This is a genomic window from Mesorhizobium sp. M7A.F.Ce.TU.012.03.2.1 (assembly GCF_004006095.1).
In the GTDB taxonomy this organism is placed as follows: Bacteria; Pseudomonadota; Alphaproteobacteria; order Rhizobiales; family Rhizobiaceae; genus Mesorhizobium.
This window is the reverse complement of the sequence record NZ_CP034779.1, coordinates 5,892,896-5,912,186: the sequence shown is the minus strand read 5'-3', so window position 1 is coordinate 5,912,186 and position 19,291 is coordinate 5,892,896. Positions and strand designations below refer to the sequence as shown.

The following is a 19,291-nucleotide window of genomic DNA, read 5'->3' as shown; positions in this document are numbered from 1 at the left end:
ATGGCCCGTCGCACCCATAATGCCTGACCCGGATGATGGTTCCGTGACTGTGTCACTTTTTTAAGAAATATTTGACGCCACGCGTTGCGGGCCGGCCATGCGTTGCGAGCGGGCCCTCAGCCAATCCCGCCCCGCATGGGCGAACACCGCGCACAACACGATGATGCCGCCGATCATGCTGGCGGCTGGTGCAATCTCGCCCAGGAACAGGAAGGCAAACAGGATCGCGAACGGCACTTCGGCCGAGCCGAGCAGCCCGGATTCGGCCGGCGGGATGAGCCGCGCGCCCTCCGTCCACAGGATCGAGGATAACGCAAAGGACGCGCCGAACGTGGCGAGCAGAACGGCATCCCTTGGCGAAACCGCCAGCGGATCGGTGACGAACCAGCCGAGCAGGAACAGCAGGAACGCCGAAACCGCGCCGGCCCACACCACCGGCGTGTCGCGGAACGCGCGCACCATGATCATGTAGAGGCCGCTGCCGATAGTCATCAGCAGTGCCAGTCCGTCGCCGAACAGATTGCCACTGCCGAAGCCGGACCAGACCATGATCGCCACGCCGCACAGCGACACGGCGGCGGCGACCATCGTCTGCAACCGGAAGGGTTCGCGCGTCAGAACCCAAGCCAGCAGCGCGGTGACGAAAGGTGCTGTGGCATAGATGACCGCGACATTGGCGACGAAGGTGAACTTGAACGCCGAGATGAAGGCGATGCTGGCCAGAGCTCCCTCTACCGCCAGCAGCCAGCCGCGCCAGCCAAGCCGCAGCGTTTCGCGGTTACCGGAACGGTGACGCCGCCACAGCACATAGAAGCTGATCAGGATGGCGCCGACAAAGCCGCGCCAGCAGATGATGGTCAACGGGTCGGCATGGATCGACTTTGTCAGAACACCGGTCAGGCCGAAAACGGCAGCTGAGGACGACACCAGGATGATGCCGAGTGTGCGCTCTGCGGCGGTGTCGGTGGCGGCTGCAATGTCAGTCATGCAACCAGCCTACGCCGCTTGGTCCTGACATCGTAGTGTCAGCAATGATGGTGATCCACATCATAGGCGTTTGCGAAAATGCTCGGTGCCGACGATCAACAGGCCGGCGGCGACGATCAGCGCAGCGCCCAGGAACACCTCGCGGCGCGGCACGTCGCCCCAGATCGCAAAGCCGAGTGCGAATGCCCACAACAGCGAGGTGTATTCCAGCGGCGCGATGACCGAAGCCGGTGTGCGCTTCATGCCTTCGAACAGAAGATATTGTGCCAGGCCGCCGAGTGCGCCGACGCTGGCAAGCAGCAGCAACTGGGTCCAATCGGGTGTCTGCCACCAGAGCAATGCCGGCACCGCCGAAAACAGCAGGAAATAGAAATTGTTGAGCAGGAGCTGGATCATCGAGCGCTCGGCAAGGGCGGTCTTGCGCAAGAGCACGATGGCGATGCCCCACAAGAAGGCCGCCGCCAGCACCAGCAGCACCGGCACGGACAGGCCCAGATGGGTCGGATCGCAAGCGACGAACACGCCGGCAAAGCCGATCAGCACCGCCAGCCAGCGCAGCATCGGCACCTTTTCGCCGAGCAGGAACACTGAAAGCACTGTGACGATGATCGGGGCCGCATAATAGACGGTGGTCAGCTCGGCGAGCTGCAGGCTGCGCGCGGCGTTGTAGTAACACAGCCACGCAGCAAGCGTGAAGGCACTGCGCACCAGCATCGGCCGCACGATCGGCGAGCGCATCGTGTCGGCAAACAACTGTCGTCCGCCGATCGCCGCGCACGCGCCCAGAATGGCAATGCTGCGGAAGAACATGATCTGCCAGACGCTCATGCCGACGACCAACAGCTTGATCGAGGCATCCTGTGTCGAAAACAGCAAATAGGCCGCACCGGTCAGCAGGATGCCTGCAAGCACCCGCTCGCGTGTTTCGAGAATGGCGATATCGGCCATAAGGCGCGTGGGACCAAATTTCCGGAGCGGCAGAATGCTGTGAGGAGCGACACGAGGAGCTGTGAATTCAGTTCCCTCGGCACCAAGCTATAAGGGCGAAAATCGCTGCGGCGCTACGCCAGCCCGGTGGTTATGTTGGGGCAGGGGGCCATGCCGAGCTGCACTGTCGCCAAGCCTACTGCGTCGCCTGGTAAAGCTCCGAAGCGGCTTCTTTCAGCGCGCGTCGGCCGTCGGGCCTGAAATACATCATGTGCCCGCCCTCGACGACATCGAGACGGATAGGCTTGGCATCGGCGAGCGATGGGATCTGGTTCACCAGGTAGCGCGAGGCGAGGTAAGGCGTGACCAGGTCGGTGTAGCCGTTGACGAGCACGACACCAAGCGAAGGGTTCAGTGAGCGTGCGCGCTGCAGATCGTCCATCACTCCGGCATAGCCTTGCCGCGAGGCGCTGGTCCCGTAATCCCATTTGTGGCTGATTTCGCCATTGAGCAGCCGATAGCTGACATCGGTGCGGAAATTCAATTCGTCACGGATGTAGCCGACGAAAGCCGACGTCAGCGCCGGCACGCTGCGGTCGAGCACCGGATCCGGGCCGGCGATGCGGGCGCTCTCAGGCGCGATATCGGCTGTGCCGATCGTGGCGTCATAGGGGCTGAGCACCTTGCCGCTGGCACGGGTGAACTCCCTTGCGAACAGGCCGGTGGGGATGCGAGCGGAGTTCCGTTGCACCAAATCGAATGGCAGGCCGGTGATCTCAGCGACGCGCTGGCTCGCCAGCCGCCTGCCTTGCTCCAGTCCGCTGGTGATTGCCGTGAGGTAATCGCCCATCGCATAGTGTTCGACTTCGGCCAACTTCTCCCGCAATGCATCGCCGCTGACGCCTTCGGTGCGTAGCCGCACCGCCGCCAGGGAAGGCAGTTCGAGCGCCCAATGCAGCGGCTCGAATTCGTCGGGCTGCACCAGCGTGAACTCCAGCGCCGGCGAGATCAGCACGATGCCGCTCGGACTGATGCCGATATCTTCCTGCAATGTCCTGGCGAGCAGCGCCGCGCGGAACCCGCCATAGCTTTCGCCGGCGAGGAACAGCGGCGACCCGGTGCGGCCGTTCTGCGCGAGATAGAGCCGGATGAAGGCGCCAATCGAGCTGGCATCCTGGTTGACGCCCCAGAAATCGCGCGTGTCCTGCCCCGGTGCCTCGCGGCTGTAGCCGGTCCCCACCGGATCGACGAAGACGAGATCCGTCATGTCGAGCCAGCTGTCCGGATTGTCGATCAGTCTTTGCGGTGAGGGCAGGAGTTCGCCATCGGCTCCCGTCGCGATTATCCGTGGACCGAGTGCGCCGATATGCAGATAGGCGGACGCTGCTCCAGGGCCGCCATTGAACACGAAAGTGATCGGCCGCTGCGGGTCTTTGGCCACGCTCGCCGGCGGCTCCAGCGTGTAGGCGACATAGAAGATCTCCGCCGTGACGTCGCCGATGCCCGACAGCAGCGACAGGGTCGCTGCCTTTGCCTGGTAATCCAGCTTGCGCCCGGCCAGTGTGATCGAATGGTTGGTGGTCTGCGGCGGCGGCAGCAGGGACAGCACACCGCCCGCAGGTGCCGGCCGCTCCGCCGTTTCAGCCAGGACGGGCTGCGCCAGGACGGCGAGCATCGGCAGGATAAGACAGATCAGTTTCAGCTTGACCGGCATGATGGCTCCGCGACAACGACTCCCGCATAGGTATGGCCGAGAGGATCGAAGTCAAAGGAAATGGCTGTCTTGAACCTGCAACGGCTTGCGCTAATGTGAGCCGGAATGCAGTCGAACATCTCTCTCGATCGGTTTGGACACTGGAGCGGTGGTGTCGCCGCCGCGGCCATGGCTGCAACGCCCGAAGAATTGTCCGCTCGCTTCACAGCGGCGGCGAGCGGACTGCTTGGCTCCGACCGCGCCTATGTCGGCTTTTACCGTCGCGACATCACATCCCTGACCATCGACGATGCCGGCCCCGATCGCTGGAACCGCGACTACGATGCACGACTGTATCGCCAGGATCCCTTCTTCCAGAGGTTCGCCAGCACAAGACAGGATTTCCTGTTGCCGCTGTCGGCACTCCGCAATGGCGACTTCCAGCGTACCCCCTACTATCGCGAATTCTTCGGCCCTTCCGACAGTTTCGACGAGATCACCGGCGTGTTCAATCTCGACGGGCTGACCGCTGGCTATGTCACCTTCCTGCGGCGAAACGGGGCACCAGCCTTTGGCGATCAGGATCTGGAGATGGCTTGCGCGGCAAGCAGCGCGACAAGGCTCATTCTGCAAAGATTGCTTCATCTGTGCCGCTCCCGGGACAAGGGCGCCGCAATCGGTGACGGACGCTCGCGGCTGAGCAGGCGCGAGGCCGAGGTTGCGCGGCATCTGGTCGAGGGTGGCAACGCCAAGACGATTTCGCGAAGCCTCGCCGTCTCGCCCGGCACCGTCCGCAACCACATCAAGCAGATCTACCGCAAGCTCGGCGTGCACTCCCAGGTCGAGCTGCTGGCGGCCTTCCGCGAAGTCGCTTGAGCCTGACGGCTTCCGCCAGCTCTATTGCCCCGTCACGATGCGCGTCCACATGCGGTTTTGTGATCGCAGCAGCTTTGGGTCGTTGTTGTCGACCACGAACAGCTTGGCCTTCACGGCATCAGGCGGAAAGACGCCGGGATCGCTGGCTATCGCCTTGTCCATCAGCGGCAGGGATTCCGGTATCGCATTGGCATAGGAGACATAGCTGGAATTGGCCGCGGCGATATCGGGCCGCAGATTGAAGTTGATCCAGGCCTGGGCGTTGTCGGGATGCGGCGCATCTTTCGGCACCACCATCGTATCGAAGTTGATGAGCGTGCCTTCTCTGGGGATGGAATAGGCGATCTCCAGCTTCTTCACGGATTCCGCCGCACGGGTTCTTGCCTGAAGTATGTCGCCCGACCAGCCCAACACCACGCAGATGTCGCCGTTGGCGAGGTCGTTGATGTATTTCGACGAATGGAAATAGCGGATGTAGGGCCGCACCTTGCCCATCAGGTCCTCGACCTTGGCGAGGTCGTCGGGACTGGTCGATTTGGGGTCGATGTGAAGATAGTTCATCGCCATCGGGATGACTTCAGCCGGCGCATCGATCATGGCCACGCCGCAATCGGAGAGCTTCTTGACCACGTCCACGTCGAAGACCATGGCGAAGGAATCCGTCGGCGCGTCCGGCAGCCTCTGCTTCACCGCGGCGACGTTGTAGCCAATGCCGTCGGTGACAGCCATATAGGGCACGGCATGAAGGTTCTGCGGGTCGGCGCCTGCGATCAGCGCCAGGGCCTGCGGATCGATCTTCGAATGGTTGGCAAGCTTCGATTTGTCGAGTTCCAGGAACGCCCCCGCCTTCACCTGGTTCTTCAGGAACGGATAGGCTGAGGGGTAGACCACGTCATATCCCGAGCCGCCGGTGAGCAGCTTGGTTTCAAGTACTTCGTTGCCGTCATAGACATCGTAGCGAACCTTGATGCCCGTTTCCTTCTCGAATTTCTCGGCGGTGTCCGGCGCGATGTAGTCGGACCAGTTGTAGACGTTGACGATCTTTTCCTCGTCAGCCGAAGCCGCATTTGCGCAGACGCCGCAGGCAAGCAGGGTTGAGAAGATCAGAGCGCGCATAAATGTCCTCCGTTTTCGCTATCTGTTTTCGGCATGCGTCGTCCCTCAGCGTCGCTGCGGGGCATAGACCGGCAAGGTGATGCAGGCGACATTGCCGCCACCCAGCAGGATCTCGCGTGAGTTTTCGATGCCGACTATCTTGTGGTCGGGAAACAGCTCGGCCAGCGTCTGCTTGGCCTTCACATCGAGATCGCAGCCGAACTGCGGTACCACCACGACGCTGTTGCCCGGATAGTAGTTGATGTAGCTCGCCGCGATCCGGTTTCCGGCCGGTCGCGCCCAGGTCGAATCCAGCCGGTCCACGCTCTCGCTTTCTTCCGGCGTCATCTCGATCGGCAGGGGATGCGGCAGCCGGTGGATCTCCAGTGCGCGGCCACGCGCATCACGGGCCGAACGCAGCACCTCTTCGGCTTCTCGCACAATCTCGTATTGCGGGTCCTCCCGATTGTCGGTCCAGCTCAGCACGACCACGCCGGGACGCACGAAGCAGCAGATGTCATCGACATGGCCGTCGGTTTCGTCGAAGGCAAGGCCACGCGGCAGCCAGATGACGGTGTCGACGCCGAGATAGTCACCAAGCTGGCGTTCCACCTCGGCCTTGCCGAGATGAGCGTTGCGATTTCGGTTGAGCAGGCATTGCTCCGTCGTGATGAGGGTGCCCTGGCCGTCGCATTGCAACCCGCCGCCCTCGGCGATCAGCGGTGCGCGGTAGCGATCCATGTTCTCGATTTCGAGCACTTTTTGCGCTGCCAGATCATCGAGGTCCCATGGCGCGTAGAGGCCGCCGTCAAAACCGCCATAGGCGTTGAAGATCCAATCGACGCCACGCACGCCGCCTTGATCGTTGACGACGAAATTGGGACCGCTGTCGCGCAGCCAAGAATCGTTGGTGGACATCTCCACGACACGCACATGGCCGGGCAATCGCGCTCGGGCATTCTGCCACTGGCGAGCGGAGGCCGCCACCGTCACTGGCTCGCTTTGCGCGATCGCCGCGGCGACATCCACGAACAGCTTTTGCGCGGGCTTGGCGCCGAGGCGCCAGGTGTCCGGCCGCTCCGGCCAGATCAGCCAGCAGCCTGACTTTGGTTCGAATTCGCCGGGCGCGCGAAACCCATCCTGTTTCGGCCTTGTCGAGAGGGTACGGGGCATCTTGGGACCGCCGGGAAATGGAGTGATGACTTGCCCGGATCAGACGTTTTTGGGACCTTGTCCGTCAATGTCCCATTTGGGATATCGGTGTTGACCGCTGTCTCCTGTTGCGGAACGGCATTGCCTTGCCACGGTGATCGGCGCAAATCTCGACCGGACGGCGTATGCCGGTGACGCAAGCAGTCGACGAAAGGGGAAAAGCGGATGGATGCGACCGAACTGAAGGCCATGCAGGCGCCGCTGAAGCAGGCCTACCGTGACGATGCTTCGCAGGCTCTGATCACGCTTCGCGCCAAGGGCTCGATCGATGACCAGTCGGTTGCCTGCAAGGTGGAGACGGGCAGGGCGCTCGCCATCGCCGGCTTGCATCCGGCAACAGGCGGCTCAGGGCTTGAACTCTGCTCGGGCGACATGCTGCTGGAGGCGTTGGTCGCCTGCGCCGGGGTGACGCTCAAGGCGGTGGCGACGGCGCTCGAGTTCAAGCTCGGCGCCGCCACGGTGGAGGCCGAAGGCGATCTCGATTTTCGCGGCACGCTCGGTGTCGCCAAGGATGCACCGGTCGGCTTTCGCGCCATCCGGCTCAATTTCAACCTCGACACCGCTGAGCCGCAGGAGCGGGTAGACTCGCTGCTGAAGCTGACCGAGCGTTATTGCGTGGTGTTCCAGACCATCAGCCAGAAGCCGGAGCTGACGGTGAGCGCACGCCGCTGATGCTTACTGCGCCGACGGTTCTTCGGCGTCGCCATCGTCAGTGAAGGGCGAGGCGCTCGGCACGCATTGCACCGACCAGCCGGCCGGTGTCGGCTGCTTCTGATATTCGGTGATGGCGGCGGTGCACTGTTCGCGTTTGTCGAAGGTGCTGGGCAGCACGACCATGCCGCCTTGCGGGCCGGCGATTACCAGATACCAGACCAACGCTGCTGCGGTCGTAGCCATGGGGATTTCCTTGTTCTGCCAGTTGGGCGCTGTTGTGGGAGTCGCTGTGACCCTACCAACTCCATGGAAATGACGAAAGCCTGACCGCCGCACAGCTTCCCGCCGTCACATCACAGCCGCGTGATGTGACGGGGGTTTCCAGCCCGATTTCGAAGCGCAATCGGCTCAGTTGGTGGCAAAACAATAGAACAAGCCATCGCCCCCGGTGCCCTTGAGCGCCTCCTGGCTGCAGCCGCCGCGCGAGGCGTGCGAGGAATTCCAGGATTTGGCCGCTGCCGAATCGTCGAGACCGGCGCGGTCATGATGGCCCATCATCGCGGCGCCTTCCGCCCCGCTCATCGTCCAGTTGCCGCAGGTCTGGTCGGCGATCTTGGTGCCGTCGGGCTTGGAGCCGGTCAGCACGTCGTGGCGGTTGGGCGTGTCGCCGCGGCCGTTGACCGCTTCGCCTTTCTCGTTGAGCGCTGTCTGTTTGGTGATGCCGTTGGCATCGCTGTGCAACGAGGCGACATCGTCGGCGATCTTGACGCCCTTGGCGTTCACCCACGGCCCCTTGCCGATGCGGTCACGGGCGTCGGTGTCGCTGGTCGACAGATAGGCGGCCCAACTTTTGCCGGTGACGCCGGCGGCTTCCGCCAACGACGCGCAATGCGCGTCGGCGCCCTTGAGGCCGCCGAGGTCGGCACCCTTGCCGGAACCGACACTGGTGACGAAGAAGCTCATCTTGGCATCTTGCGAGTAAGCGGCGCCCGCGGCTGCGATCAGGGTGGCGGCGGTGGCGAGAAGCAGTTTACGCATGTCGGTCCTCCGGTTGGTCTTCGACGGGTTACATCAGAAGAAACGTTGCCGGAGGCCTGTTTAATCCCTACGCATGTCGCCTAAAAGTATGCAGCGGTTCTTGGGAAACCGACATGCGGCAAAAAGGCTCTAGTTTTATTCCGGCTGGGGATAGGCGACGAACCGATTGTGCTTGGCTTGGAAGATCAATCCGGTCTCTTTCAGGTCCGGGCTGGCCAGCGGCACGATGCGTTTGGCGATCTCGGAGGGATGCGGCAACGTCTCGGGATCTTCGCCCGGCACTGCCTGGGCACGCATGGCGGTGCGGGTGGCGCCAGGGTCGGCGGCATTGACCCGGAGCGGCAGGCTCTGCGTCTCATGCGCCCAGGAGCGCATCATCGTCTCCACCGCGGCCTTGGAAGCCGCGTAGGGTGCCCAGAAGGCGCGCGCCGAGTGCGCTGCGTTGGAGGACAGGATGATCGCTCGTCCAGCATCGGAGAGCCGCAGCAGGGGGTCGACGGAGCGGATCAGCCGCCAGGTCGAGGTGACGTTGATGGTCATCACCTTCTCGAAGGTTTTTGCTTCGACATGACCGATCGGCGAGATGACGCCGAGCACGCCGGCATTGGCGACGAGAATGTCGAGCTTGCCCCAGCGTTCGTGGATGGCGCCGCCCAGGCGGTCGATACCGGCCATGTCGGCGAGGTCGAGCGGCACCAGTGTCGCCTGGCCGCCGGCCGCCTTGATCTGGTCGTCGAGCTCTTCCAGTCCTCCGACAGTGCGCGCCACCGCAATGACATGCGCGCCGGCGGCAGCCAATTCCTTGGCAATGAAATAGCCGATACCGCGCGAGGCGCCGGTGACGACCGCAACGCGGTCGGAAAGGTCGAGGGTCATGCGATGGATTCCGGGAATTTGACTAACGCTGATGGCGGTCCGGCCTACGTCCCGCTCGTCGCCAGCAGCGACAGCGTGCGCACATTGTCGTGGCCTTCGAAGTCGAGCAGGCGGGTTGGATACTGGCCGGTGAAGCAGGCATCGCAGAATTGCGGCTGGTCGTTATCGCGGCTGGCCTCGCCGACCGCGCGGTAGAGCCCGTCAATGGTGAGGAAGCCGAGCGAATCGACGCGAATGAACTCGGCCATCTCCTCGATCGACATGCGCGATGCCAGGAGCTTCGATTTCTCCGGCGTGTCGACACCGTAGAAACAGGAGGCGCGTGTCGGCGGTGAGGCGATGCGCATATGCACCTCCTTGGCGCCGGCGTCGCGCACCATCTGCACGATCTTCTGGCTGGTGGTGCCGCGCACGATGCTGTCGTCGACCAGCACCACGCGCTTGCCCTCGATCATGCGGCGGTTGGCATTGTGCTTCAGTTTGACGCCCATGTGGCGGATCGAATCGCCCGGCTGAATGAAGGTGCGGCCGACATAATGATTGCGGATGATGCCGAGTTCGAAGGGAATGCCTGCAGCCTGGCTGAAGCCGATCGCCGCCGGCGTGCCCGAATCCGGCACCGGCACGACGATGTCCGCCTCGACCGGGCTTTCAACCGCCAGCTCGGCGCCGATGCGCTTGCGCACCTCATAGACGTTACGGCCTTCCACCGAGGAATCCGGCCGCGCGAAATAGACATATTCGAAGATGCAGAAGCGGGTCTTCTGCGGCTCGAAGGGGAACAGGCTCTCGATGCCCTTGGAGGTGACGACGACCATCTCGCCGGGCTTCAGGTCGCGAACGAAACGCGCGCCGATGATGTCGAGCGCGCAGGTTTCGGAGGCCAGGATCCAGGCGCCGTCGAGATCGCCGAGCACCAGCGGCCGGATGCCGAGCGGATCGCGGCAACCGATCATCTTCTTGGCCGTCATCGCCACCAGCGAGAAAGCGCCCTCGACCTGCCGCACCGCATCGATGAAACGCGAGTTGAGGTCGCGCTCCTTGCTGGTGGCGACGAGGTGCAAAAGCGTCTCGGTATCGGAGGTGGAGGAGAAGATCGCGCCTTGCTTCTGCAGCGCGCGCTGCACGGTCATGGCGTTGGTCAGATTGCCGTTGTGGGCGACGGCGAAGCCGCCATCGGCCAATTCGGCGAAAAAGGGCTGGATGTTGCGCATGCCGGCGCCGCCAGTCGTGGCGTAGCGGGTATGGCCGATGGCGCGGTTGCCTTGCAGGCTGTCGATGACGCGCTGCTTGGTGAAGGTGTCGCCGATCAGGCCGACATGGCGTTCGACATGGAACTGGCTGCCGTCGTAAGAAACGATGCCTGCCGCTTCCTGGCCACGATGCTGCAGCGCATGCAGGCCCAGTGTGACGATGGCTGCCGCGTCCTGCCGGCCGAAAATGCCGAACACACCGCATTCGTCGTGGAAATGGTCGTCGGCCTCGGCGGAAAGCACGTCGTCTGCGTCTGCCATCTTAAGCTCCGCTAAAATCGCCATATAATGCGGGTTCGCGCCGAAAGCAACGCGGGCCGTGCGGTCGTTCACACCATCGTCAGATCCTGACGTCGTTTTCGGCGTCAGTTTGCCGGTGCTGCCGGTGCCGGAGCGTTGTTGGCCGGTGGTGTTGCGTCATTGTCGTCAGGCGCCGGCGTGTTGGCATCGTCGCCGCCTGCCGGAGCATCCGCCGCCGGTGCGTCCGGAGCAGCTGGTGTCTCGGCGGCCGGTTGATTCGGATTGAGTTTCTTGAGAATGGCGTTTTCCGGATCCTCGGGCAGCAGGCTTTCGAGCTTGGCGCCGATCTGCTCGAGCAGCGGTCGCGACTTGGCCTCCGTGACCCAGGTCGGTGCCTTGGCGCCAGCCAGCCAGTTGAAGAACAGCAGGGCGACGGCGACGACCAGGATGCCGCGCGCGGCGCCGTAGAGGAAACCCAGCGTACGGTCGAGCGCGCCGATCCGCGAATCGATGATCCAGTCGGCCAGCTTCATGGTGATGACCGAGACGACGATCAGCGCGATGATGAAGACGACGCCGGCGGCGGCGGCCATGGCGATCTTTTCATTCTCGATGTAGGGCGCGAGGTAAGGCACAACCGGCTTGTAGAAGAAGAACGCAGCCGCTGCCGCCGCTGCCCAGGAGACGACGGACAGGACTTCACGCGAAAAGCCGCGAACCATGGCGAGCATCGCCGAGACCAGAGTGAAGCCGACGAGAATTCCGTCAAGCAGCGTAATCGGCATGTCTTTCGCCCCAATCCATGAGCCGCATTATAGCGCGGAACATCGGGCTCTGGGTCCGATGCTCTAATCTTCTTCGTCCACGCGGCTTCGGCGTGAGCCGGCTATGCGTGCCACGAGGTCGGCAAGCTCGGTCGGCTGGAAAGAACCGGCCCCGATCCCCCCGGCCAGTTCCCCGCTGCCCGAGGGCAGAACCGCGCTTCCAAAACCCAGCTTTTCGGCTTCCTTGAGGCGCTGTTGCGCATGCGCAACCGGCCTCACGGCGCCCGAAAGGCTGATTTCGCCGAAATAGACGCAATCGGCGGGAAGGGCAAGACCGGTGAGCGAGGAAACCAGGGCGGCCGCCACTGCCAGATCGGCCGCGGGCTCCGAAATCCGGTAGCCTCCGGCGACATTGAGATAGACATCGTGGCTGCCGAATCGCACGCCGCAATGGGCTTCGAGAACCGCCAGGATCATCGACAGCCGGGCGCCGTCCCAGCCGACGACGGCGCGGCGCGGCGTGCCGAGCGAGGAGGGTGCGACCAGTGCCTGGATCTCGACCAGCACCGGCCTTGTCCCCTCCATGCCGGCGAAAACCGCGGCCCCGGGCGATTTTGCATGGCGCTCGCCAAGGAAAAGCTCGGACGGATTGGCAACCTCGCGCAGGCCCTTGTCCGACATTTCGAAGACGCCGATCTCGTCGGTCGGGCCAAAACGGTTCTTCACCGTGCGCAGGATGCGGTAATGGTGGCCGCCTTCGCCTTCGAAGTAGAGCACGGCGTCGACCATATGCTCGACGACACGCGGCCCGGCGATCTGGCCTTCCTTGGTGACATGGCCGACCAGCACGATCGCAGCACCCGTGGATTTCGCATAACGGATCATCGCCTGGGCGGCGGCGCGCACCTGTGTGACGGTGCCCGGTGCCGAATCGGCAAGGTCGGTCCACAGCGTCTGGATAGAATCCAGGATGACGAGATCAGGCCGCTTGCCGTCGGCGATCGTCGCCAGGATGTCCTCGACATTGGTCTCGGCGGCAAGTTCCACCGGAGAAGAGGCGACGCCAAGCCGCTGCGCCCGCAGCCTGATCTGCGCGACCGCCTCTTCGCCCGAGACATAGACGATGCGGTGGCCTTTTGATGCTAGCGCCGCGGCCGCCTGGGTGAGCAGCGTCGACTTGCCGATACCAGGATCGCCGCCGACCAGCAGCGCCGAGCCGCGCACGAAACCACCGCCGGTGGCGCGATCGAGTTCGCCGATGCCCGAAATGATGCGCGGCGCGTCCTCGATATCGCCGGACAGCGTGGTCAGCACCACCGCGCGGCCCTTGCGGGCATTGCGCGTGTTGGCTGGTCCTGAGCCGATGCCGCCGGACGTGCCTTCCTCGACCAGCGTGTTCCACTCGCCGCAGGCATCGCATTTGCCGGCCCAGCGCTGATGCACCGATCCGCAGCTCTGGCAGATGAATTGGACGCGCGACTTTGCCATCAGTTTATAGGTTCCAAGAGGTATTTCTGGCGATCCGAATAAATCGGCAAAGCCTCTTTGATCGCGTCGAAATGCATGCGGCGCTGTCCGTTGTTCACGGCCCAATTGTCGTATGCCGACCGACACGCGTGGATGAACAAGCCGACCGCCAAATCGTTGTCTCGCTTGACTTCTTCGTGCAGCGTTTCCAGCAGTCGCCTAAGTCCTAGGGAGAGGCGGTGGTCCTGAAGCCGATGCATGACTAGGAATGCACACCCGATCGCAGCGAGAGACGTGTCATGCTGAGACTCCACGGACCAACGTTCCAAAAGGCCAAGCAGATCATCAATGTCGGAGGTCTTGCCCAGCTTCCAAATGCGGTAGAGGCCGGTAACTGCCGCGCTGCGGGTATAGTCTTCGACATGCTTGGCAAGGAATTTCCTCACCAATTCAATGTTCCCGGGCGTCGGTTCGCTTGAATAGCAGAACACCAGCAAACCGGCATGCGATTGAGGACGAGAAATTGACCCGGCTGATTTCAAATAATCAGTGAGTTGCGCGCGTTCTTCCTCGGAGATTTCGTACTCTTCAAATTTCATCCTCTGATAGATATTGCTAAAGTCCAATCGGTTGCTCCGCGACCATGCCTACTCGAACCTTTCCGGCAGATGATGCTCCTCGGCGAGGTCGGAGAAGCGGGTGAACTCGCCCTGGAAGGCAAGGCTGACGGTGCCGGTCGGTCCGTGGCGCTGCTTGGCGATGATCACTTCGGCCTTGCCCTGGACCTCGATCATCTTCGTCTCCCAGGCGAGATGCTCGGGCGTGCCTTTCTCCGGCTCCTTGTTCTTGATGTAATATTCCTCGCGGTACACGAACAGCACCACGTCGGCGTCCTGCTCGATCGAACCCGATTCGCGCAGGTCGGACAGCTGGGGATGTTTGTCGTCGCGGCTTTCGACCTGACGCGAGAGCTGTGAGAGGGCGATGATCGGCACGCCCAGCTCCTTGCCGAGCGCCTTCAGCCCGGTAGTGATCTCGGTGATTTCCTGGACGCGGTTCTGCGATGCCTTGGCGGACGAACCCTGCATCAGCTGGATATAGTCGATGACCATCAGGTCAAGCCCGCGCTGACGCTTGAGGCGGCGGGCGCGCGCCGCAAGCTGGGCAATGGAAATACCGCCCGTCTGGTCGATATAGAGCGGCCGTTTATGGTTCTCCTGCGTGTAGGCAACGAGCTTGCCGAAATCGGCCTCCGTCAGATCGCCGCGCCGGATTTTCGACGATGGGATCTCGGTCTGCTCGGAGATGATGCGGGTGGCCAGCTGCTCCGACGACATTTCGAGCGAGAAGAAACCGACGACGCCGCCATTGGCCGCCTTGACCGAACCGTCGGCCTGCTGGGCAGGCTCATAGGCGGCAGCGATGTTGTAGGCGATGTTGGTGGCCAGCGACGTCTTGCCCATGCCCGGACGGCCGGCGATGATGATCAAATCCGAAGGCTGCAGGCCGCCCATGCGGTGGTCGAGATCGCGCAGGCCGGTGGCAATGCCGGACAGGTGGCCATCGCGCATATAGGCCGCGCTGGCCATGTCCACGGCATTCTTCAACGCATCGGAAAAGCTTTCGAAACCGCCGTCGTAGCGGCCGTTTTCGGCCAGCTCGAACAGCCGCCGCTCGGCATCCTCGATCTGTTCGCCGGGCGCCATGTCGACCGGCGCGTCATAGGCGATGTTGACCATGTCCTCGCCGACCGTGATCAACGCGCGGCGCGTCGCAAGGTCATAGATGGCGCGGCCATAGTCCGTGGCGTTGACGACGGTCACAGCCTCGACCGCCAGCCGCACGACATATTGCGCCATCGTCATGTCGCCGACCTTCTCGTCGGCGGGCAGGAAGGTTTTCAGCGTGATCGGCGTCGCGACCTTGCCCATACGGATGAACTCGGACGCCACCTCGAAGATCTTGCGGTGCAGCGGCTCGTAGAAATGGCTGGCCTTGAGGAAGTCCGAGACGCGATAGAAGGCGTCGTTGTTAACGAGGATGGCGCCGAGCAGCGCTTGCTCGGCCTCGATGTTGTTGGGCGCTTCACGATAAAGCGGTGTTTCCGCCACGCCGAATTTTCGCGCTGCTTCTGCCATGATATCCCCGATTTCGATCCCGGCCTTTCGATATCAGAACGTGACAAGTCCATGCTGACTTATCTGCACCAGTGCCTGTCCAATCAGCTTTGATACCCGCGATTCACAGCCGAGTTTTTTCGGTGGAAAGAATCACAATTGACTCGAATCGAAAGAACGAATGTAGCGCCGTCTATAGGGAGAACAAAACAGGAAAACAAGCGCTGGTTTCCTGTGCAGCCATCCCGCTCAAAGCTGACCGAGTCGCCCCTCGATGAACCGGCGTTCCACCGGTTGCCGGGTCAACTCGATCGCCCGCCGGTAGGAGGTCCTTGCCGCTTCGGTCAAGCCAAGCCTGCGCTGCATGTCTGCTCGCGCCGCGTGCGCCAGATGGTAGCCGTCCAGCCCGCCTTGTGTCATGACCGCCTCGATTGCCGCCAGTCCGGCCTGCGGGCCGTCGCGCATGCCTATGGCCGCGGCGCGGTTGAGTGCCACGACCGGTGAGGGGTCGACGCGGCCGAGCACATCGTAAAGCGCGACGATCTGTACCCAGTCGGTCTCCGCCGTGCCTGCCGCCTCGGCGTGGACGGAAGCGATGGCCGCCTGCAGGATATACGGTCCGATGCGGCGCGAGGCGATCGCCCGACCGATCAGGCCGTCGGCCTCGGCGATCAGCGAACGGTCCCACAGCGTGCGGTCCTGATCCTCCAGCAGGACAAGGTCGCCGCTGGCATTGACCCGCGTCGCGCGCCGCGCCTCGTGCAGCAGCATCAAGGCAAGCAGCCCTTGCGCCTCCGGCTGGTCGAGCAGTTCGACCATCAGCCGGCCGAGCCGGATCGCCTCGGCGCACAGATCGGCCCGCGTCAGGTTCGGCCCCTCGGTGGCCGCGTAACCCTCGTTGAAGATCAGGTAGATCACCTGCAGCGCGCTCTCGAGACGCACCGGCAGGTCGGCGCGGTCGGGCACCTCGTAGGGGATCGCCTCGTCCCGGATCTTCGCCTTGGCCCGCACGATGCGTTGCGCAATGGTCGGTGCCGGCGTCAGATAGGCGCGGGCAATCTCCTCGGTGGTCAAACCACCCACTTCGCGCAGGGTCAGGGCAATGCGTGCATCCGGCGTCAGCGCCGGGTGGCAGCAGACGAAAATGAGCCGCAATTCGTCGTCCTCGATGTCTTCCGGCATGGCTGGTTCCCGTGTCGGCTCGGCCAAAGCCGTGAGCTCGGGAAGGGCCCCGGTCAGCCGCGCTTCCCGGCGCCAGCGGTCGATGGTCCTGAAGCGGCCGGCCGAGACCAGCCAGGAATAGGGGTTGGCCGGCACACCCTGGCGCGGCCATTGCTCGGCGGCAGCAGTGAAGGCCTCATGCAAGGCCTCCTCCGCCGCGTCGAAACCGCCGAGCAGGCGGATCAAGGTCGCCAGCACGCGCCGCGCCTCGGTGCGGTAGGCCGCCTCCAGGGCGCTGCGCGGGCCGACGGTGCTCACAGGACCGGCGGCGGCTGGCTGAAGTCGACGACCGGGCGGACTTCGACATAGCCGATCGTTGCCAGCGGATGGCCGCTTGCCACCCGCACCGCCTCGTTGAGATCGCGGGCCTCGATGACGATGATGCCGCCCAGGATCTCCTTGGTCTCCATGAACGGACCGTCGACGGTCGACATCTTGCCGTCGCGGACCTGCACGGTCATCGCCTCCTCCGGCAGCACCAAAGCCTCGGCGGTTACGAAGTGGCCGCTGGCTTTGAGCACCTCGTCATATCCGGAGCATTCGGCCAGCGCGGCATTGGCCTCCGGGCTGCCGCCGAACAATGTTTTGGGGTGGTAATAGATGAGACAGGCGTAACGCATGGTGGATTTCCTTTTCCAGGATTGTCGAAAACTAGGGTTCTTGGGATCAGGCGTCGAGGATCGGCGCAAAGCCGCCATGGACCCGGCGCTGGTTGTCGTAGGGCATGGTGTCGGCATACATGCGCGGATCGGCAATCACCTTTTTCCAGGCGTCGTCGCGCACCTGCTTCGACGGCCATTCGACCCAGGCATAGACGACGACCTCGTCGCCCGTCGCTTTTACGGCGCCACGGTAATCGGTGATCTTGCCGTCGGGAACATCGTCGCCCCACGCTTCGACGACGCGGATTGCGCCGTGCTCTTTGATCACCGCGGCCTGCTTCGCCGCCACGGCAAGGTAGGCTTGCTTGTTGGCGGCCGGCACCGGCACCAGCGAGCCATCGATATAGCCCGTCTTGCCGGTCGTGTTCAGGTCGATAACCGGCGTGAAGCCACCGATGATCATGCGCTTGCCGTCAAAGGGCATGGACGCGCCGATCTCCGCCATGCGCGGGTCGCTCATCATCGTCTGATAGGCCGCGTCCGCCGCCGCCTTGTCCGCGTATTCGTGCCATGAAAAGGTGATGACTTCATCCGGCTTTGCCTTCACGGCTCCCTTGAAGTCGGTGATCTTGCCGCCGGGCACGTCGTCGCCCCATCCTTCGACCATGCGGGTGGTGCCGAACTCCTTCAGCACCGATGCCACCTCGGCGACATGCCTGCGGTAAGCTTCCTTGTTGGCGGCGGGCACCCCGGCGACAAATCCTGCGATATAGCTCATTGCGTTTCTCCTGTTGGCTGATGCCGTTTGACACCCTTGGCGTCTCAAGGTCCGAGAACGCCAATGGTCGAACGGCACGGCCTGGATTCGACATCGCCTCGCAATTTTTCTTCGAGGCGGCCGCAAACGCTGCTGCTGTCTATTCGGAAGCCAGCCTGTCGCCCCAGTCCAGGCGCCGGGCCAGCTTGAAGTCGGCGCCGTCGCGCTTGGTGAACAAGCGCTCGGCGGCGGTGCCGTCGTCCCGGCAAAGCTTGAGCAGAACCTTGCCGGAACCGGACTTCGGTGGTGCAAGAACCCGCGCCTGGCGTGATGTGGGTCCATCGCGAGAAGCCGCAACATAGATGAACTTCTCGTCTTCCCACGGCACGTCGGCGTCCTTGGCCAGCCGATGCAGGCGCGAGCGGGCGACGCGGCGGGAAAAGTGGCACCAGTCGGGCGCGGTGAGCGGGCAGGGCGCCTGATGCGGGCAAGGCGCAAGCACATGCGCGCCCGCCTCGATCAGCTGCCGGCGCACGGCAAGGATGCGCTGCCAGCCGGCAGGGGTTCCCGGCTCGACGATCAGCAGCGTGTCGCCGGTGAGTTGCCAGAGCCGGCCGATGAGCTTCGGCAGTGATGCGGGAGCGATTTCATCGAGTACATAGGCGCAAGTGACCAGATCGGCCGGCTTGAGGTCGACAAGGTCGATGGTGGCATCACCCGCCAGCCATCTGGTCTGGGCGGCAATTGTGTCGCCGGCAAGCGTCTCGCCGACTTTGCGCACTGCCGCACTGGCTTCGAACAACACTGCCTGTTCGAGATCGGGCCACAGGTCGGTCGTGGCCCAAAGCACCGTGCCAGGGCCGGCGCCGACATCGAGCAGGCTCCTGGGTTGAAAGCCGGGCTTTGCGTCGCTCAGCGCGTCGAGGCTGGCGCGGATCGCGGCATAGGTCGCCGGCAGCCGCGTCGCCAGATAGGCTTTCACTGCCAGATCCTCGGCCATGTGCAAACGGCCGTCACGCAACTCGGCACGATAACGGTCGGACAGCGTTTTTGCCGCTTGCTTGAGTACCGCAAGAGGAACGTTTTCGAGCAGGCGCTCGACACCTTGGCGAAGGGAGGCCGGCAACTCCATCTCACGCGCCCCGCGGGACGAGAAGGATCACCGAAGCGCCGGCAATGCAGAGCGCGGCACCGGCAAGATCCCAGCGGTCGGGGCGAACGCCCTCCACCAGCCACAGCCAGCCAAGCGACGCCGCGATGTAGATGCCGCCATAGGCGGCGTAGGCACGACCGGCGGCTGACGTGTCGACCAGCGCCAGCAGGAAGCCGAACAGGGCGAGCGAGGCGAGGCCGGGAAGCAGCCAAAGCGGCGACTTTTCCAACCGCCACCAGGCCCAGAACGAAAAGCAGCCGGCGATCTCGGCCAGAGCGGCGGCGGCATAGAGGACGTAGGTCATGAAAAAGGTCCCGCGACGGTCACGGGACCTTTTTCAGTGCAGGCGCCGGCAATGG

At 63.5% G+C, this 19,291-nt stretch carries 20 protein-coding genes; 2 read left to right on the top strand and 18 right to left on the bottom strand.

All coding sequences use genetic code 11. The features are described 5' to 3' along the window. Positions 1–60: 60 nt before the first annotated feature. From EJ079_RS29440 to EJ079_RS29430, 3 genes are all read right to left on the bottom strand, one after another. On the bottom strand, positions 61–987 hold the full coding sequence (locus EJ079_RS29440; protein ID WP_127810865.1) for a DMT family transporter: 927 nt from the start codon (positions 985–987) through the stop codon (positions 61–63). 60 nt (positions 988–1,047) lie between these two features. Next, the gene (locus tag EJ079_RS29435) at positions 1,048–1,935 is read right to left on the bottom strand and encodes a DMT family transporter (protein WP_127399117.1); all 888 of its coding nucleotides are present in this window, start codon (positions 1,933–1,935) and stop codon (positions 1,048–1,050) included. A gap of 175 nt (positions 1,936–2,110) precedes the next feature. After that, positions 2,111–3,628 (bottom strand): alpha/beta hydrolase, encoded by a 1,518-nt coding sequence (locus EJ079_RS29430; protein ID WP_127810864.1) that lies wholly within the window; start codon positions 3,626–3,628, stop codon positions 2,111–2,113. Positions 3,629–3,733: 105 nt separating this feature from the next. Here EJ079_RS29430 and EJ079_RS29425 point away from each other — a divergent pair, with 105 nt between their 5' ends. Further along, a complete protein-coding gene (locus EJ079_RS29425; RefSeq protein WP_127810863.1) occupies positions 3,734–4,483 on the top strand; it encodes a helix-turn-helix transcriptional regulator in 750 nt (249 codons plus the stop codon). A 21-nt stretch (positions 4,484–4,504) separates the two neighbouring features. Here the strand turns inward: EJ079_RS29425 and EJ079_RS29420 are convergent, their stop codons facing one another. Both EJ079_RS29420 and aguA read right to left on the bottom strand, forming a co-directional pair. Beyond that, positions 4,505–5,599, bottom strand: a complete 1,095-nt coding sequence (locus EJ079_RS29420; RefSeq protein WP_127398467.1) for a polyamine ABC transporter substrate-binding protein — start codon at positions 5,597–5,599, stop codon at positions 4,505–4,507. 45 nt (positions 5,600–5,644) lie between these two features. Next, positions 5,645–6,751 carry an agmatine deiminase gene (gene aguA, locus EJ079_RS29415; protein ID WP_127810862.1) on the bottom strand — a complete coding sequence of 369 codons (1,107 nt, stop codon included), beginning with the start codon at positions 6,749–6,751 and terminating at the stop codon, positions 5,645–5,647. Between the two features lie 204 nt (positions 6,752–6,955). Between aguA and EJ079_RS29410 the strand changes: the two genes are divergently transcribed. Then, the gene (locus EJ079_RS29410) at positions 6,956–7,462 is read left to right on the top strand and encodes an OsmC family protein (protein WP_127269953.1); all 507 of its coding nucleotides are present in this window, start codon (positions 6,956–6,958) and stop codon (positions 7,460–7,462) included. Between the two features lie 3 nt (positions 7,463–7,465). Here the strand turns inward: EJ079_RS29410 and EJ079_RS29405 are convergent, their stop codons facing one another. The 13 genes from EJ079_RS29405 to EJ079_RS29345 all read right to left on the bottom strand — a co-directional run bounded on the left by EJ079_RS29405 (position 7,466) and on the right by EJ079_RS29345 (position 19,236). Continuing rightward, complete coding sequence (locus EJ079_RS29405; RefSeq protein ID WP_127810861.1) at positions 7,466–7,687, bottom strand: hypothetical protein; 222 nt, start codon at positions 7,685–7,687, stop codon at positions 7,466–7,468. Positions 7,688–7,852: 165 nt separating this feature from the next. Next, entirely contained in the window at positions 7,853–8,482 is a 630-nt protein-coding gene (locus tag EJ079_RS29400; RefSeq protein ID WP_127267854.1) for a hypothetical protein, read from the bottom strand. A gap of 135 nt (positions 8,483–8,617) precedes the next feature. Beyond that, positions 8,618–9,358, bottom strand: a complete 741-nt coding sequence (locus tag EJ079_RS29395; protein ID WP_127810860.1) for an SDR family NAD(P)-dependent oxidoreductase — start codon at positions 9,356–9,358, stop codon at positions 8,618–8,620. A 44-nt stretch (positions 9,359–9,402) separates the two neighbouring features. Beyond that, a complete protein-coding gene (purF, locus tag EJ079_RS29390) occupies positions 9,403–10,872 on the bottom strand; it encodes an amidophosphoribosyltransferase (RefSeq protein WP_013532528.1) in 1,470 nt (489 codons plus the stop codon). Between the two features lie 104 nt (positions 10,873–10,976). Then, positions 10,977–11,636 carry a CvpA family protein gene (locus tag EJ079_RS29385; protein ID WP_127397308.1) on the bottom strand — a complete coding sequence of 220 codons (660 nt, stop codon included), beginning with the start codon at positions 11,634–11,636 and terminating at the stop codon, positions 10,977–10,979. Between the two features lie 63 nt (positions 11,637–11,699). After that, positions 11,700–13,103 carry a DNA repair protein RadA gene (gene radA / locus EJ079_RS29380; protein ID WP_013532526.1) on the bottom strand — a complete coding sequence of 468 codons (1,404 nt, stop codon included), beginning with the start codon at positions 13,101–13,103 and terminating at the stop codon, positions 11,700–11,702. Continuing rightward, positions 13,103–13,708 (bottom strand): hypothetical protein, encoded by a 606-nt coding sequence (locus EJ079_RS29375; RefSeq protein WP_127810859.1) that lies wholly within the window; start codon positions 13,706–13,708, stop codon positions 13,103–13,105. The genes radA and EJ079_RS29375 overlap by 1 nt, the downstream gene beginning before the upstream one ends. A 21-nt stretch (positions 13,709–13,729) precedes the next feature. Then, on the bottom strand, positions 13,730–15,220 hold the full coding sequence (locus EJ079_RS29370; protein WP_127261333.1) for a replicative DNA helicase: 1,491 nt from the start codon (positions 15,218–15,220) through the stop codon (positions 13,730–13,732). Between the two features lie 228 nt (positions 15,221–15,448). Next, positions 15,449–16,678 carry an RNA polymerase sigma factor gene (locus EJ079_RS29365; RefSeq protein ID WP_127810858.1) on the bottom strand — a complete coding sequence of 410 codons (1,230 nt, stop codon included), beginning with the start codon at positions 16,676–16,678 and terminating at the stop codon, positions 15,449–15,451. Beyond that, positions 16,675–17,040: a YciI family protein gene (locus tag EJ079_RS29360; protein ID WP_127810857.1), complete on the bottom strand. Its 366-nt coding sequence runs from the start codon at positions 17,038–17,040 to the stop codon at positions 16,675–16,677. The genes EJ079_RS29365 and EJ079_RS29360 overlap by 4 nt, the downstream gene beginning before the upstream one ends. Positions 17,041–17,086: 46 nt before the next feature. Then, on the bottom strand, positions 17,087–17,800 hold the full coding sequence (locus EJ079_RS29355; protein ID WP_127810856.1) for a DUF1428 domain-containing protein: 714 nt from the start codon (positions 17,798–17,800) through the stop codon (positions 17,087–17,089). A 139-nt stretch (positions 17,801–17,939) separates the two neighbouring features. Further along, positions 17,940–18,911 carry a small ribosomal subunit Rsm22 family protein gene (locus tag EJ079_RS29350; protein WP_127810855.1) on the bottom strand — a complete coding sequence of 324 codons (972 nt, stop codon included), beginning with the start codon at positions 18,909–18,911 and terminating at the stop codon, positions 17,940–17,942. Between the two features lies 1 nt (position 18,912). Further along, complete coding sequence (locus tag EJ079_RS29345; protein ID WP_127810854.1) at positions 18,913–19,236, bottom strand: YnfA family protein; 324 nt, start codon at positions 19,234–19,236, stop codon at positions 18,913–18,915. Positions 19,237–19,291 lie beyond the last annotated feature (55 nt).

Bases quoted from the DNA above. Each gene is read 5' to 3' on its own strand.
- EJ079_RS29370 (WP_127261333.1), bottom strand. From the start codon at position 15,220: ATGGCAGAAGCAGCGCGAAAATTCGGCGTGGCGGAAACACCGCTTTAT.
- aguA (WP_127810862.1), bottom strand. From the start codon at position 6,751: ATGCCCCGTACCCTCTCGACAAGGCCGAAACAGGATGGGTTTCGCGCG.
- EJ079_RS29420 (WP_127398467.1), bottom strand. From the start codon at position 5,599: ATGCGCGCTCTGATCTTCTCAACCCTGCTTGCCTGCGGCGTCTGCGCA.
- EJ079_RS29350 (WP_127810855.1), bottom strand. From the start codon at position 18,911: ATGGAGTTGCCGGCCTCCCTTCGCCAAGGTGTCGAGCGCCTGCTCGAA.
- EJ079_RS29395 (WP_127810860.1), bottom strand. From the start codon at position 9,358: ATGACCCTCGACCTTTCCGACCGCGTTGCGGTCGTCACCGGCGCCTCG.
- radA (WP_013532526.1), bottom strand. From the start codon at position 13,103: ATGGCAAAGTCGCGCGTCCAATTCATCTGCCAGAGCTGCGGATCGGTG.
- EJ079_RS29355 (WP_127810856.1), bottom strand. From the start codon at position 17,800: ATGAGCTATATCGCAGGATTTGTCGCCGGGGTGCCCGCCGCCAACAAG.
- EJ079_RS29400 (WP_127267854.1), bottom strand. From the start codon at position 8,482: ATGCGTAAACTGCTTCTCGCCACCGCCGCCACCCTGATCGCAGCCGCG.
- EJ079_RS29435 (WP_127399117.1), bottom strand. From the start codon at position 1,935: ATGGCCGATATCGCCATTCTCGAAACACGCGAGCGGGTGCTTGCAGGC.
- EJ079_RS29430 (WP_127810864.1), bottom strand. From the start codon at position 3,628: ATGCCGGTCAAGCTGAAACTGATCTGTCTTATCCTGCCGATGCTCGCC.
- purF (WP_013532528.1), bottom strand. From the start codon at position 10,872: ATGGCAGACGCAGACGACGTGCTTTCCGCCGAGGCCGACGACCATTTC.
- EJ079_RS29410 (WP_127269953.1), top strand. From the start codon at position 6,956: ATGGATGCGACCGAACTGAAGGCCATGCAGGCGCCGCTGAAGCAGGCC.
- EJ079_RS29345 (WP_127810854.1), bottom strand. From the start codon at position 19,236: ATGACCTACGTCCTCTATGCCGCCGCCGCTCTGGCCGAGATCGCCGGC.
- EJ079_RS29385 (WP_127397308.1), bottom strand. From the start codon at position 11,636: ATGCCGATTACGCTGCTTGACGGAATTCTCGTCGGCTTCACTCTGGTC.
- EJ079_RS29425 (WP_127810863.1), top strand. From the start codon at position 3,734: ATGCAGTCGAACATCTCTCTCGATCGGTTTGGACACTGGAGCGGTGGT.
- EJ079_RS29440 (WP_127810865.1), bottom strand. From the start codon at position 987: ATGACTGACATTGCAGCCGCCACCGACACCGCCGCAGAGCGCACACTC.
- EJ079_RS29360 (WP_127810857.1), bottom strand. From the start codon at position 17,040: ATGCGTTACGCCTGTCTCATCTATTACCACCCCAAAACATTGTTCGGC.
- EJ079_RS29405 (WP_127810861.1), bottom strand. From the start codon at position 7,687: ATGGCTACGACCGCAGCAGCGTTGGTCTGGTATCTGGTAATCGCCGGC.